This window comes from Modicisalibacter xianhensis (genome assembly GCF_900113605.1).
In the GTDB taxonomy this organism is placed as follows: Bacteria; Pseudomonadota; Gammaproteobacteria; order Pseudomonadales; family Halomonadaceae; genus Modicisalibacter; species Modicisalibacter xianhensis.
The window spans coordinates 24593-38529 of record NZ_FOPY01000013.1 but is presented as its reverse complement, the minus strand read 5'-3'; the positions used below and the strand labels follow the sequence as shown (position 1 = coordinate 38529).

The following is a 13937-nucleotide window of genomic DNA, read 5'->3' as shown; positions in this document are numbered from 1 at the left end:
TCTCGGAGCGACGTACCTTGCGTGTGCAGGCCAAGGTGCGATAATGCGCAGTCATTGTCATCGATTGCGCATTGTCGCGTTTCAGCCGTGGCCTCCAGGCTGTCTATTTCAAAAAGCGAAGCCCTATGAATCCCAACTACCTGGACTTTGAACAGCCCATCGCCGAACTTCAGGCAAAGATCGAGGAACTGCGCCTGGTCGGCAATGACAGCAAGATCAATATCAGCGACGAGATTACTCGTCTCGAGGAAAAGAGCCAGAAGCTCACCGAGTCGATCTTTCGCGACCTGACGGCATGGCAGGTGTCGCAACTGTCTCGCCACCCGCAGCGCCCCTATACCCTCGATTACCTGCAGCACGTGTTCACCGACTTCGACGAGTTGCACGGCGACCGTCACTTTGCCGATGACGCCGCCATCGTCGGTGGCGTTGCACGCCTCGACGACAAGCCGGTGATGGTGATCGGTCACCAGAAGGGGCGTGACGTCAAGGAAAAGGTCCGGCGTAACTTCGGCATGCCGCGTCCCGAGGGCTATCGCAAGGCGTGCCGTCTGATGGAGATGGCCGAGCGCTTCAGGATGCCGGTTCTCACCTTCATCGACACGCCGGGCGCCTACCCGGGTATCGATGCCGAAGAGCGCGGCCAGTCCGAGGCTATCGCCTACAACCTGGCGGTGATGTCGCGCCTGAAGACGCCTATCGTCTCCACGGTAATCGGCGAGGGTGGTTCCGGCGGGGCGCTAGCCATCGGTGTCTGCGATGAGTTGGCCATGCTGCAGTATTCGACCTATTCGGTGATCTCGCCCGAAGGCTGCGCTTCGATTCTGTGGAAGAGTGCCGAGAAGGCCCCTGAGGCTGCCCAGGCGATGGGGATCACCGCTGAGCGCCTGGAAGAACTGGGCTTCGTCGATACCTTGATCGAGGAGCCGCTGGGCGGTGCTCACCGCTATCCATCGGTCACCGCCGAGCGGGTCAAGGAGGCGTTGCTCGCCAGCCTCGACCGGCTCCAGGCCATGGACACCGATGCCCTGCTGGAACGGCGCTATGAACGGCTGATGAGCTATGGAGCTCCAGCATAAGCCGAGCATGTCGCTCCCAGCTGTGATTGATAACGCCCTGGCGACTGTTCCGCCGGGGCGTCCTGTCTGGATTGCCCTGTCGGGCGGTCTTGATTCCTGCCTGCTGCTGACGCTTGCCGTACAGGCGTCGCGTCGCTATCCCCACCCGATCTACGCCCTTCACGTGAACCACGGCCTGCAAACGGCAGCAGGCGATTTCGAGCGCCATTGTGGTGTGCTGTGCAGCCGCTTGGGCGTGCCGTTGTACATCGAGCGCGTACGGGTCGAAAGCCGGGGGCAGGGGCTGGAGGCCGCAGCACGCGAGGCCCGCTACGCAGCCTTTGCGCAACGGGTCGGTGCCGGTGAAACGCTGTGGCTGGCGCAGCACGCCGACGATCAGGCCGAGACCCTGCTGCTGGCAGCGCTGCGTGGTAGCGGAATTCGCGGCCTGGCCGGCATGCCGGCACAGCGCGACTGGCAGGGGCGACGCCTGGTGCGTCCGCTCCTCCCTTATACCCGCAGCGAACTGGAGCGCGAGGCACAGGCGCTACGTCTCGATTGGGTGGATGACCCGAGTAACCGGGACGTGACCATCGACCGCAATTATCTGCGATGCGATATTCTGCCTCGTCTTGCCGCGCGTTGGCCCGGGGCGTCTTCGTCCCTGGCACGCAGTGCCGTCCTGGCCGGCGAAGCCGATACCCTGCTCGATGAACTGGCGGCGCTGGATCTCGAGGCGGCAGGAGGCGATGCCGGTTGTCTGGCGCTGGTGCATGTCATATCTCTCTCTCCAGCGCGCCAGCGGCTGCTGATCCGCCATGCCTGCCAGCGACTGGCCCTGCCTACGCCGCCGGCAAGCCGTCTGGCCGCGCTACTTGCTCAACTCGATGCCCGTAGGGATGCCGGTGTTGTCGTCGCGTGGCCGGGCGGGGAGGCACGGCGCTGGCGCGGCATGCTCTACCTGCAGGCACCGCAGGTACCGGTGCCGGAGGACTGGCAAGCCGAGTGGAACGGCCATGCAGGGTTAAGCACTCCGGCAGGGATCGTCGACGTGAATCTCGCTTCGCACGAGGGTCGAGCCTGTCGATTGCGGCTGACCTGGCGACGGGGCGGGGAAACATTGCGTATTGCCGGGCGTGGCCGACGCGATGTCAAGCGCCTGCTCCAGGAAGCCAACATTCCGCCGTGGCGGCGCGACCGCCAACTCCTGGCCTGGCACGGCGACACGTTGGTCGCCGTGCTGGGGGTCGCCGTGGCCGAAGGTTGGAAAATGACCTACGCCTGATCAGGCGTCGACCGGGGCCGACTCGAGTTCGAAGTTGAATCCTGCCGCCTGCTGCAGGGCCATCTCCTGCTGCAGGTCGTTGACCAGCAGGGCCTGCTCGGCGAGCGGATCGGGCAGGGCGAGTCGCAGCGCTTCGCCCTCGGCGGTCAGGGTAAAATCAACGACAGGCTGCTCGGGGCGCGAGTGATTCAGGATCACCGCCACGCGCAGCAGGCGTGCCAGCCGGGCGTAGCGCTCGCGCAGCGACTCAGGCAGTGCCTCGAGTTCCTTGACGGGAAACTTGCGCCGATGAGCCCGAACCAGGAATGCCAGGCAACGCTGTTCTGGACGAGAGAACCCCGGCAGATCGGAATGTTCCAGAAGATAGGCGCCGTGGCGGTGGAACTGGCTGTGCGAGACGGCTTGGCCCATTTCATGGATCTGGGCAGCCCAGCCGAGGAACTGTTTCTGCTCGTCGTCGAGTTTCCAGGCGTCTCGCACCTGGTCGAAGGCACGGCGGGCACTGGCCGCCACGTTATCGGCCTGGCGGGTTTCGACGCCATAGCGGCGCTGCAGGGCGCCCAGTGTCTGCAGGCGGGAGTCCTCGGGCGTGTTGCGGCCGGCTAGGTCGTAGAGCACGCCTTCACGCAGGGCACCGTCGGAGTAGCGCATGTAGGTCAGGTCGAATGCCTCGAAGATGGCGCTCAGGATAGCTACGCCGGCTGGAAAGACCCGGGCGCGATCGGCCTTGAGCCCCTCCATGGCGACCTTGTCGAGTCGCCTGGTCTTGATCAGCTGCTTGCGTAGCTTCATCAGGCCTTCGCGGTGGATCAGCCCATCCGGACTGTCGCCAGTGGCGGCAAGCACAGCAGCCACGGCCTTGATGGTGCCGCTGGAGCCGACCGGGTCGGTCCAGCCCAGTTCGAGGTAGGGCCGGCGAATATTGGCCAGTTCCGATAGCGCAGCCAGTTCGGCCTGACGGAAGCGTTTCTCGGTAATCTCGCCCTCAGCGAAGAAGCGGCTGGTATAGGCTACGCAGCCCATGTGCAGGCTTTCCAAGGCCAGTGGCTCGAAATGCTCGCCAATGATGAACTCGGTGGATCCACCGCCGATGTCGACGATCAGGCGCTTGCCATGCACGTCGGCCAGGGCATGGGCGGCCCCCAGATAGATCAGACGGGCTTCCTCTCGCCCGGCAATGATTTCTATCTCATGGCCGAGCAGCGCTTCGGCGCGATGGATCAGCGCCTCGCTGTTGACGGCATTACGCAGTGCATTGGTGCCCACGACACGCAGGTTGCGCGATGGCACGTCTGCGATGAACGGAGCGAACCGGGCCAGGCAGTCGAGCGCACGCTGGATGGCATCCTCGCCGAGATTGTCATCCTCATCGAGGCCGGCAGCCAGTTGCACTTTTTCGCCCAGCTTGGCGACGACCTGCAACTGCTCTTCGTGATAGTTGGCTACCAACAGGTGGAAGCTGTTCGACCCCAGATCGATGGCCGCCAGGCGGCGAGGAGTCCGTGTTTCCGCAGGCGTCCCGCTCATGCGCAATTCCTATGCTGTTCTGCGTTAAGGTTGTCGGGCGTCCGGATGCTTGTCAATCGCGTTCTGGCAGCGTCCAATGGGAACGGTAACTGCGAAGGAGCAAACGATGGCCGATACGTCCATGGAGTGGCTGACGGACGAGGGAATGGAAGATCTGCTGGCCCAGCCGGGCATGGCGCTGGTCGTGTTCATGGCGCAGTGGTGTCAGCCCTGTCAGACGCTGGCGTCGCGTCTCGACAGGCTAGCCAGTCGCCACTCCGCCCAGTTGGGCTGCTACCTGGTCGATGCCGACCAGTACCCCGCTTCGGCGCAGAAGTACGGCATTCGCGGCCTGCCGACTCTGGTGCTGTTCGTGGACGGCGATCTCGAGGCAACCCGGGTCGGGGCGCTGGATGACGATCAGTTGGACGCGTTCATCGATGCCGCCCTGTGACTGTGACAGGCACAGCCGGAGCGGGGCATGGCCTGCCATGAGGTACGGGGGACTTGCGTTTGTCGCCCGGCTTAACTACCATCCAGACGTTCGCCTGTTCCAAAAATGCTTTCCGGGCCGCCACGCGGTCAGATTCCAAGCCGTCAGTAAGCCCGCTGTTTCACTTCTACAGTGAATGTCAGGCGACAAGGAACAGCGCCTCCCTCGATTCCGATACGCTTCTGACCTCCCCATGGGAGTCGTCGTCCAACGGCTATCTTCGGCGAGAGGAAATCCCAGGGCCCTGAACGCACCGCGCGGCGCATCGTCACCGCCTCCTGTCCTATATCAGCTCACGCTGCCACGCTGACAAGAGCAATTTCTGACAAACCGATGAATCTTACCGAACTCAAGCAAAAATCCGTGCCGGAACTGCTGGAAATCGCCCAGGAAATGGGGATCGATAACCTGGCACGTTCCCGCAAGCAGGACATCATCTTCGCCATCCTCAAGAAACATGCCAAGAGTGGCGAAGACATCTACGGCGATGGCGTGCTGGAGATCCTCCAGGATGGCTTCGGCTTCCTGCGCAGCGCCGACAGTTCCTATCTTGCCGGCCCGGACGATATCTACGTATCGCCTTCCCAGATTCGCCGCTTCAACTTACGCAAGGGCGATTCGATCTCCGGCAAGATTCGTCCGCCCAAGGAAGGCGAACGCTACTTCGCGCTGTTGAAGGTCAACCAGATCAACTTCGACAAGCCCGAAAACGCCAAGCACAAGATCCTCTTCGAGAACCTCACCCCGCTGTTTCCTCAGGAACGCCTGGTCATGGAGCTGGGCAACGGCTCCACCGAGGATCTCACCGCCCGCGTCATCGATCTTACCGCCCCCATCGGCAAGGGCCAGCGTGGCCTGATCGTCTCGCCGCCCAAGGCCGGCAAGACGCTGATGCTGCAGAACATTGCCACCTCGATCACGCGCAACAATCCCGAGTGCCACTTGATCGTGCTGCTGATCGACGAGCGCCCGGAAGAAGTGACCGAGATGTCGCGCACCGTGCGCGGCGAGGTGGTGGCCTCGACCTTCGACGAGCCGCCGGCACGTCACGTGCAGGTTGCCGAGATGGTCATCGAGAAGGCCAAGCGCCTGGTCGAGCACAAGAAGGACGTGGTGATCCTGCTCGACTCGATCACTCGCCTGGCTCGTGCCTACAACACCGTGGTGCCGTCCTCCGGCAAGGTGCTCACCGGGGGCGTCGATGCCCATGCCCTGGAAAAGCCCAAGCGCTTCTTCGGCGCGGCGCGCAACATCGAGGAGGGCGGTAGCCTGACCATCCTCGCCACTGCGCTGGTCGACACCGGTTCCAAGATGGACGAGGTCATCTTCGAGGAGTTCAAGGGCACCGGTAACATGGAAGCTCATCTCGACCGCAAGCTGGCCGAGAAGCGTGTCTATCCGGCGCTCAACATCCGCCGCTCCGGGACCCGTCGCGAGGACCTCATTGCCTCCGAGGACGAAATGCAGCGCATGTGGATCCTGCGCAAGCTGCTCAATCCGATGGATGACGTGGCGGCGACGGAATTCCTGATCGATCGTCTGAAAGATACGAAGACCAATATTGAGTTTTTCGAGGCCATGAAGCGCCGCTAGAAAACATCGAATAACCTACTGCACTCCACATCTCGCACCCGGGCGGTGCGCGGAATCCTCACATACTCCGTGTATGCTCCGGTTCCTGTGCTCCGGCCGGACACGACCTGTGTTCGCTCGTAATGGTTCTCGATGCTTTCTTCTGCACGGAGCGTCGGAAGCGGCACTGCAAAGGGGCGGCATGATATGCTGCCCCTTCTGTCGTTGGGGAGAAGGGTTTAGCGCATGAAGTACAAGGACTTGCGTGAGTTCATTGCGGCGCTTGAGGAGTCCGGCGAACTCGTGAGGGTACGTGCCGAGGTGGACCCTTACCTGGAAATGACCGAGATCTGCGACCGGACGCTGCGGGCCGGTGGTCCGGCACTGCTGTTCGAGAACGTCAAGGGGCACAGCATGCCGGTGCTGGGTAACCTGTTCGGCACTCCCCGCCGCGTGGCGCTTGGCATGGGGCAGGACTCGGTGGAGGCCTTACGCGAGGTAGGCGAGCTCTTGGCCTTTCTCAAGGAGCCGGAGCCGCCCAAGGGGTTCCGCGATGCCATCGACAAGCTGCCGGTGTTCCGACAGGTGATGAGCATGGGCCCCAAGACGCTGCGCAAGGCGCCGGTGCAGGAGGTCGTACTCGAAGGCGATGCGGTCGATCTCGATCGCATTCCCATCCAGCACTGCTGGCCGGGCGACGTGGCACCGCTGGTGACCTGGGCGCTGGTGGTCACCAAGGGCCCGCACAAGACGCGCCAGAACCTGGGCATCTACCGGCAGCAGAAGCTTGGCAGGAATCGCCTGATCATGCGCTGGTTGTCGCACCGAGGCGGAGCGCTGGATTTCCAGGAGTGGCAGCAGGCCCACCCCGGTGAGCCTTTCCCGGTGGCCGTGGCGCTGGGTGCCGACCCGGCAACCATTCTCGGCGCAGTGACACCGGTGCCCGACACGCTCTCCGAGTACGCCTTCGCCGGGCTGCTGCGAGGCTCGCGCACAGAACTGGTCAAATGCGGGCATGCCGACCTCGAGGTGCCGGCGTCCAGCGAGATTGTACTGGAAGGCTTCATCTATCCCGACGATACTGCCCCGGAAGGCCCCTACGGCGACCACACCGGCTATTACAACGAGGTCGAGACCTTCCCGGTCTTTACCGTTGAGCGCATCACGCATCGCCGCGACCCCATCTACCATTCGACCTATACCGGTCGTCCCCCGGACGAGCCGGCGATCCTGGGCCTGGCACTCAACGAGGTCTTCGTGCCGATTCTGCGTAAGCAGTTTCCCGAGATCGTCGATTTCTACCTGCCGCCTGAGGGGTGTTCCTACCGCATGGCGGTGGTGACCATGAAGAAGCAGTATCCCGGGCATGCCAAGCGGGTGATGATGGGCGTATGGAGCTTCCTGCGTCAGTTCATGTATACCAAGTTCGTGATCGTGCTCGATGACGATGTCGACGCCCGTCAGTGGGAGGATGTGATCTGGGCCATCACCACGCGCATGGACCCGGCACGTGATACGGTAATGGTGGAAAATACCCCCATCGACTATCTCGACTTCGCATCACCGGTGGCGGGGTTGGGCTCGAAGATGGGCCTCGATGCCACCACCAAGTGGCCCGGCGAGACCGAGCGCGAATGGGGAACGCCCATCGTCATGGATAGCGGGATCAAGGCCCGTGTCGATGACCGCTGGGATGAGCTGGGTATTCCGCTGCCTGCGGTGCTGCATCGCTGATGCTCCCCCCTGACCAAGCCATTTGAGGAAAGCATGACGCCTAGGACCCTGACCTGCCAGGTGATCTCGGTAGAGGACCTGACGCCCGACGTCTTTCGCGTGCAGCTGGAAGGCCGCAGCGAGGCGGTTGCCCATGCTCCCGGTCAGTATCTCGAGCTGTTGCTCGACGATGAAACCTGGGTGCCGTTCTCCATTGCCAATGCCCATCGCGGCGATGGCACCATCGAATTGCATATCCAGCACTGGCCGGAGCGCTCCAATTCGCAGCGCCTGCGCGAAATGATCCAGCAGTCGCAGCGCCTGACCCTGCGCATGCCCAGTGGCGAGTGTGTACTGGACGAGACGAGTGGCCGACCGTTACTGATGGTGGCCGCCGGCACCGGCTTCGCCCAGATGAAAGCCCTGCTCGAGGCGGCCTTCGCGGCCAATCACGACCATCCGGTCTCGTTCTGGTGGGCGGTGCGCGAGCGGCGCGACTTCTATTTGGAAAGCCTCGCCCGCCAGTGGGCCGAAACGCACCCCAACTTCGCCTTCCATGCCGTCTCGGAAACTCCGCTGGGTGGCACGTTCGCCGGGCCTCGCATACACGTCCACCTGGGGCGTATCGACGAGGCGCTGGCCGCCACGCTCACGGATGTCTCCGGCTATGACGTCTACCTTTCTGGGTCGCCGGGCATGGTCTACGCCTGTATCGATACTTTAGCGCCGCTCGGGCTCGATGCGACCCGGGTACACTCTGACGTGTTTGCCTATGCACCACGTGACCCACTGATTCCAGAATCCGGCGATGCTAGAACACAGGGCGATAATGCCACGCCGGAGAACGGATCATGAGCGCCTCGCCAATTCTGATCACCGGCGGCGCCCAGCGTCTGGGGCGCCATTGTGCCGAGCGGCTGGTTGCCGACGGGCATGAGGTCATCGTCACCTACCGCCGCGAGCGTCCTGAAATCGATGCGCTTCGCCAGCAGGGGATTGGCACGCTGTCGGCGGATTTCTCCAGCGAAGCCGGCATTCTCGACTTCATCGACCGATTGAAGGCCCAGGTACGTTCGCTGCGTGCCATCGTACACAATGCCAGCGACTGGGCGCCGGATTCGAGCGGCGATGATGCTGGAAGCAACTTCGAGCGCTTGTTCCGGGTCCACATGCAGGCGCCTTACTTGATCAACCTGCACTGTCGTGAATTGCTGGATGCCTGCAGCGAGCCGCAGCGCGATATCGTGCACATGACCGACTACGTCGCCAGCAAAGGTTCGAAAAAGCACGCTGCCTACGCGGCCACCAAGGCGGGGCTGGACAATCTTACGCTGTCGTTCGCGGCCATGTACGCACCAGACATTCAGGTCAACGCCATCGCACCGGCGCTGATCATGCTAAACGAGGGCGATGACGAGGCCTACGCCGCCAAGGCTCGGGCCAAGTCGGCAATGGCCATGGTGCCCGGGCCGGGCGTGATCTACCAAAGCCTGCGCTACCTGCTCGACAACCGTTACGTGACCGGCATCACCCTGCCCGTGGATGGTGGGCGGCATCTGCGCTGACACTGCAGCCGTTGGCGGAACACGCTAGAATGCAGGCCAATCTGTCCCGACGACGACAACAAGGTGAGGAGACAACGACATGGCCGAGTACGACCCCAATTTCAAGGATACCAGCGGATTCATGTCCCTCTTTTTGGGGCTGGTCGTGGTGGTCGGCATGAGCTGCCTGCCGGCAACCATTATCTGGATCAAGTACTTCGGGCTGTAACGTTGACGCTGGCAGGGTTGTCAAACGGCAGCTTCCGTGTAGGATGAAAGAACGCTGCTTTGTGACAGGTCGCAGCCCATCGATATCGGAGACAACCATGAGCGCCATGCCTCTTACACACACGAGTGCTTTCCGGCAGTTGCCGGGTGCGGTACGTGCGTGTCGTTGGGCAGGTTATGGCTATTGGTACTGGTTTAGTCGCGGTGCGCCCGTTGGCCCGGCCGAGACGGCCTGAGCCAAGAGGCGCACCCTGACCAGCAGGGTTGCCTCCACTGAAACCCCCGGTCGGCAACCCCGACCGGGGGTTTTTCGTTGCACCGTACACATTTCATTGCTCGACAAGGAGCCAGACAAATGACCACCGCACCCATCGCCTTCACTGCCTATGGCAAGAACGATTACGGTTATGGTGCAGGGTATTGGCGATTTAGCGTCGCCCGGTCGGTCCAGTCTGCCGCCTCCGGCCGGGGCATCCTGGGTGGCACACGACAATCACGATGTCTTGATAACCAGTGACGCTCGCCGCTGCGAGCCAGCCAGGAAACGAACACCATGACTGCTACAGTGCCCCAGCTCGACCCCCAACGTGCTTCCGCACCGGCCCGCCAGGCCGGAAATTCCCTGCCAACACCCGCCGAATTGCGTCGGCAGCTCCCGCTCGATCAAGAGTTAATGCGTTCCATCGCCCAGCAGCGCGAGGCCATTCGGGCCATCCTCGATGGCGATGACGACCGCCTGCTGGTCGTGGTCGGCCCCTGTTCCGTCCATGATCCGCGCGCCACACTAGAGTATGCCGAACGTCTGGCAGCGCTGGCCCGGCGCGTCGAGGACCGCCTGTTGCTGGTGATGCGCGTCTACGTCGAGAAGCCGCGCACCACGGTCGGCTGGAAGGGGCTGGCCTACGATCCCCACCTGGATGGCAGCGACGATATGGCCCACGGTCTGGCCTTGTCGCGTCGTTTGATGCGCGATGTCGCAGCCTTGGGCTTGCCGGTCGCCACCGAACTACTCCAGCCTATGGCTGCGGCCTACTTCGATGACCTGCTTGCCTGGGCGGCAATCGGGGCGCGGACTACCGAGTCGCAGATTCATCGCGAGATGGCCAGCGGGCTCGAGGCAATTGTGGGATTCAAGAACGCCACCCACGGCGGGGTCGGGGTTGCCATCGACGCCATGCGTGCTGCCGCCCAAGGACACCGGCATTTCGGCATGGACCTGTACGGTCGGCCGGTCATGCACGAGACGCAGGGCAATGCACATACCCACCTCGTCCTGCGTGGCGGCCATGGCCGGCCCAACTACGATGCCGAAAGCGTCGCAGAAAGCCGTCGTCAGTTGGAAGAGGCAGGTCTGCGGCCCAATCTCATGGTCGATTGCAGTCATGCCAATTCCCGCAAGGATCATCGTCGCCAGAGCGAGGTGCTGCTCGATGTGCTGGCGCAGCGCTTGGCCGGAGAATCTGCGCTGATCGGCGTCATGATCGAGAGCCATCTCAACGAAGGCAAGCAGCCACTCGACAAGGCGGCGTTGCGCTACGGCGTCTCGGTGACCGATGCCTGCCTGGGCTGGGAAACTACGGAACACTTGCTCGATCTCGCCGCAGCCCGGCTACGCGATCAATGACCTGTTTGACCTGAAGGAGACTGTCCGGCATGCGTTTTCGCTTCGAAGCCCACGATCCCGAGCAGTATCGCCGCAAGGCGAAAACCATGACGGTGATCGTGGCCGGGCAGTTCATCATCTTTGGCCTGCTGTTCTCACAGTTGCTGACGTCGCAGTTCGGCTCCAGCCTGGGCATGAACGCACTGGGTGTACTGCTCGGGCTACTGGCGACCAGCGTCGTTGTCGCTGTGCTACGCGACCGGCCAGGGATGCGTGACCAACGCTACGCCTGGGAACTCAAGCGCCAGCTGTCCCGGGTCAGTGCTCACTTGCCGGCGTTGCGGCAGGCGGGACTCGAGCGCCACGATCCGCAGGCGCTCGACCTGCTGGCCTTTTACCACCAGGGCATGCAGCAACTTGCCGATCTCAACGGCCGCACGTTCGATGACGACAGCGAGCGGCTGGCCGAACGCTTACGGGTCCGCCAGGCACGCGAGGAATGCCGGCTACCGGTAGAGGTCGATAGCGTCGATCTCAGGGCGTTGGATACTTTCCGCAGTAATTGAGTTAAAGCCTGTCATGGTCATGACTTTAATCGTTAACCAACTTGTCATTTTGTAGGCTTAACGTCGTCCCCGTTCGATTGGCAATCACGACAGAATTTGAGAACTGCCATTCAATGAGGGGACCATGAGCAAGGAAATCGAAAATCACTATATCTTGAACCGCAGCGGTAACGAGCCGTTCTCTTATATTCTGGAAAAGCACGTCTCGCGCCGCGGTATCATGCAGGGTGGTCTGGGCGTCGCTGCGATGACGGTGCTGGGCGGTTTTGGCCTGACAGGTTGCAGCAATCTCGGCAGTGACGGCGAGGTCCCGAAGGGAGAGTTGCCTGAAAAGACGGCCCTGGCCCTTGCCTTCGAGTCGATTGCGGGCTCAATGACCGACGCTGTCGTCGTGCCGGAAGGGTACACCGCTCAGGTCCTGATACCCTGGGGGACGCCGCTGAACAGCATGGCGCCCAACTGGAGTGCTGACCGTCAGATGACGCCGCAAATTCAGGCCAATAGCGTCGGCATGCATCATGACGGTATGTACCATTTTCCGCTGAATGATGCCGATGCATCCAGCGATTTCCTGCTCTCCCTGAACAACGAATATATCGATCAGGGCGCACTTTGGGCACCGCAGGGCGGTGCGACTAATGCCAGCAGTGGCGTACGCCCTGCCGACGAAGTGCGCACGGAAATCAATGCGCATGGCGTGACGATTGTCCGTGTACAGAAGCAGTTAGACGGGACCTGGACGCACATTCCCAACTCTCCTTACAACCGTCGATTCACCTCGGCTACGCCGATGGAATTGAGTGGGCCGGTGGCGGGCAGTCAGTATGTTGTTACCGCTTATTCAACCGATGGCACGAAGACGCGCGGCACTAACAATAACTGTGCCAGTGGCTACACACCGTGGGGCACTTACCTGACGTGTGAAGAGAACTGGCCGGAAGTCTTCGTCAAGGATAACGGCCGTGAAGCTGACGATAATCGTCTGGACATACCGACAGGACGCGGACGTTATGGGTGGGAAACCGCTGCCGGCGACCCCAGTGAAGTGGGTGGTGAATTCGCACGTTTCAATGCCACGCCCAGAGGTGCTACTGCAGCCGACGACTACCGCAACGAACCGCGCACCTTTGGCTATATCGTAGAGATCGATCCCTATACCAACACACGTGCCGTCAAGCGCACAGCGTTGGGTCGTTTCCGCCACGAAGGGTGCTGGCCGGGCAAGCTGGTCGAGGGCGAGCCCGTGGTCTTCTATTCCGGTCACGACTCACGCAACGAATATATCTACAAGTTCGTCTCCGATGCTGTCTGGGATCCGGCCGACGCCAATCGGGCTGGCGGCAACTATGACCGTCTGGCCATTGGTGCCAAGTACATGGACCAAGGCACGCTCTACGTTGCCAAGTTCAATGCCGATGGCACTGGTGAGTGGCTGCCGCTGACCGCCGATGCCACGACGCAGGATGGACAGCGCCTCTCCAGCGCTCTGGGGTTGGCCGACGACGACCTGGCCGGGGTCATAATACACACCTGTGACGCCGCGGACCTGATGGGTGCCACGCCCATGGACCGCCCGGAATGGGGAACTGTCGATCCGGTTTCCGGTGAGGTCTACATGACCCTGACCAACAATACCGACCGTACCGCAGAGGGCACCGATCCGACCTATTCCAACGGCGGCAGCGATATCGACGGGCTGGGCGTGGGTTACGCTTCTGCACCGGTCAATGCGCCCAATCCGCGTGCCGACAACGAAGGCGGTCAGGTCATTCGATGGCGCGAGCCGTCACCGGAAGAGACGACATTCGAGTGGGAAGTGTTCGTCTTCGGAGCGGCGGCCACGGATTCCGACAACCTGTCCGGCCTGACCGAGCTCAACCAGTTCGCCAGCCCCGATGGTCTGTGGTACGACGATCGCGGCGATGGTCAGGGCATCCTGTGGATCGAAACCGATAATGGCTACGATGGTGTCGCCAGCTACACCAACGACCAGGTCCTGGCCGTGGTGCCGTCCTCGGTCAGCATGAATGAAGGCGATGCCGCCGTGATCGATGCCAGCGACCAGGCGCAGCTCAAGCGCTTCGCGGTGGGCCCGAACGGCTGCGAAGTGACGGGCATCTTCGCCACGCCGGACAAGACGGCGCTGTTCATCAACATCCAGCACCCGGGCAACTGGCCGGCCGATCCCGGGGCCATCATGCAGCCAGCCACTAACGCAGCCAGCGGCGATGTGCGTCCGCGTGCTTCGACGGTAGTGATCCAGAAGGCCGATGGCGGCCAGATCGGCGTCTAAGGCCAGGAGGCTGGCATCGGCCAGCCTCCTTTCCGTATTACAAGGACAAGTAAAACCCACGGCCTCCGCCGTGGGT

Annotated in this window: 13 protein-coding genes; 12 read left to right on the top strand and 1 reads right to left on the bottom strand. The window is 62.3% G+C overall.

The window, feature by feature from the left end; translation table 11 throughout:
- Positions 1 to 125 precede the first annotated feature (125 nt).
- A complete protein-coding gene (gene accA, locus BM194_RS15190; RefSeq protein WP_092848447.1) occupies positions 126 to 1079 on the top strand; it encodes an acetyl-CoA carboxylase carboxyl transferase subunit alpha in 954 nt (317 codons plus the stop codon).
- A gap of 7 nt (positions 1080 to 1086) precedes the next feature.
- Positions 1087 to 2343: a tRNA lysidine(34) synthetase TilS gene (gene tilS / locus BM194_RS15185; RefSeq protein ID WP_244890983.1), complete on the top strand. Its 1257-nt coding sequence runs from the start codon at positions 1087 to 1089 to the stop codon at positions 2341 to 2343.
- On the opposite strand, the gene ppx is transcribed toward tilS, so the two are convergent.
- Positions 2344 to 3870 carry an exopolyphosphatase gene (gene ppx / locus BM194_RS15180; protein ID WP_092848443.1) on the bottom strand — a complete coding sequence of 509 codons (1527 nt, stop codon included), beginning with the start codon at positions 3868 to 3870 and terminating at the stop codon, positions 2344 to 2346.
- Positions 3871 to 3976: 106 nt separating this feature from the next.
- Between ppx and BM194_RS15175 the strand changes: the two genes are divergently transcribed.
- The 10 genes from BM194_RS15175 (at position 3977) to BM194_RS15140 (ending at position 13861) form a co-directional block, all read left to right on the top strand.
- Positions 3977 to 4303, top strand: a complete 327-nt coding sequence (locus BM194_RS15175; RefSeq protein ID WP_177223428.1) for a thioredoxin family protein — start codon at positions 3977 to 3979, stop codon at positions 4301 to 4303.
- Positions 4304 to 4675: 372 nt separating this feature from the next.
- Complete coding sequence (rho, locus tag BM194_RS15170) at positions 4676 to 5935, top strand: transcription termination factor Rho (protein WP_092848436.1); 1260 nt, start codon at positions 4676 to 4678, stop codon at positions 5933 to 5935.
- A gap of 225 nt (positions 5936 to 6160) precedes the next feature.
- Positions 6161 to 7648 carry a 4-hydroxy-3-polyprenylbenzoate decarboxylase gene (gene ubiD / locus BM194_RS15165; protein ID WP_092848434.1) on the top strand — a complete coding sequence of 496 codons (1488 nt, stop codon included), beginning with the start codon at positions 6161 to 6163 and terminating at the stop codon, positions 7646 to 7648.
- A gap of 33 nt (positions 7649 to 7681) precedes the next feature.
- Complete coding sequence (locus BM194_RS15160) at positions 7682 to 8482, top strand: NAD(P)H-flavin reductase (RefSeq protein ID WP_092848432.1); 801 nt, start codon at positions 7682 to 7684, stop codon at positions 8480 to 8482.
- Positions 8479 to 9192, top strand: a complete 714-nt coding sequence (gene folM / locus BM194_RS15155) for a dihydromonapterin reductase (RefSeq protein WP_092848430.1) — start codon at positions 8479 to 8481, stop codon at positions 9190 to 9192. The genes BM194_RS15160 and folM overlap by 4 nt, the downstream gene beginning before the upstream one ends.
- A 79-nt stretch (positions 9193 to 9271) precedes the next feature.
- Positions 9272 to 9400 (top strand): hypothetical protein, encoded by a 129-nt coding sequence (locus BM194_RS21030; protein ID WP_280522553.1) that lies wholly within the window; start codon positions 9272 to 9274, stop codon positions 9398 to 9400.
- A 354-nt stretch (positions 9401 to 9754) separates the two neighbouring features.
- Entirely contained in the window at positions 9755 to 9916 is a 162-nt protein-coding gene (locus BM194_RS20660; RefSeq protein WP_177223427.1) for a hypothetical protein, read from the top strand.
- A 36-nt stretch (positions 9917 to 9952) separates the two neighbouring features.
- Positions 9953 to 11023, top strand: coding sequence for a 3-deoxy-7-phosphoheptulonate synthase (locus BM194_RS15150; RefSeq protein WP_092848428.1), 1071 nt, complete (start codon positions 9953 to 9955; stop codon positions 11021 to 11023).
- 29 nt (positions 11024 to 11052) lie between these two features.
- Positions 11053 to 11568 carry a DUF3087 family protein gene (locus BM194_RS15145; RefSeq protein WP_092848426.1) on the top strand — a complete coding sequence of 172 codons (516 nt, stop codon included), beginning with the start codon at positions 11053 to 11055 and terminating at the stop codon, positions 11566 to 11568.
- 124 nt (positions 11569 to 11692) lie between these two features.
- The gene (locus BM194_RS15140) at positions 11693 to 13861 is read left to right on the top strand and encodes a PhoX family protein (RefSeq protein ID WP_092848424.1); all 2169 of its coding nucleotides are present in this window, start codon (positions 11693 to 11695) and stop codon (positions 13859 to 13861) included.
- Positions 13862 to 13937: the final 76 nt, after the last annotated feature.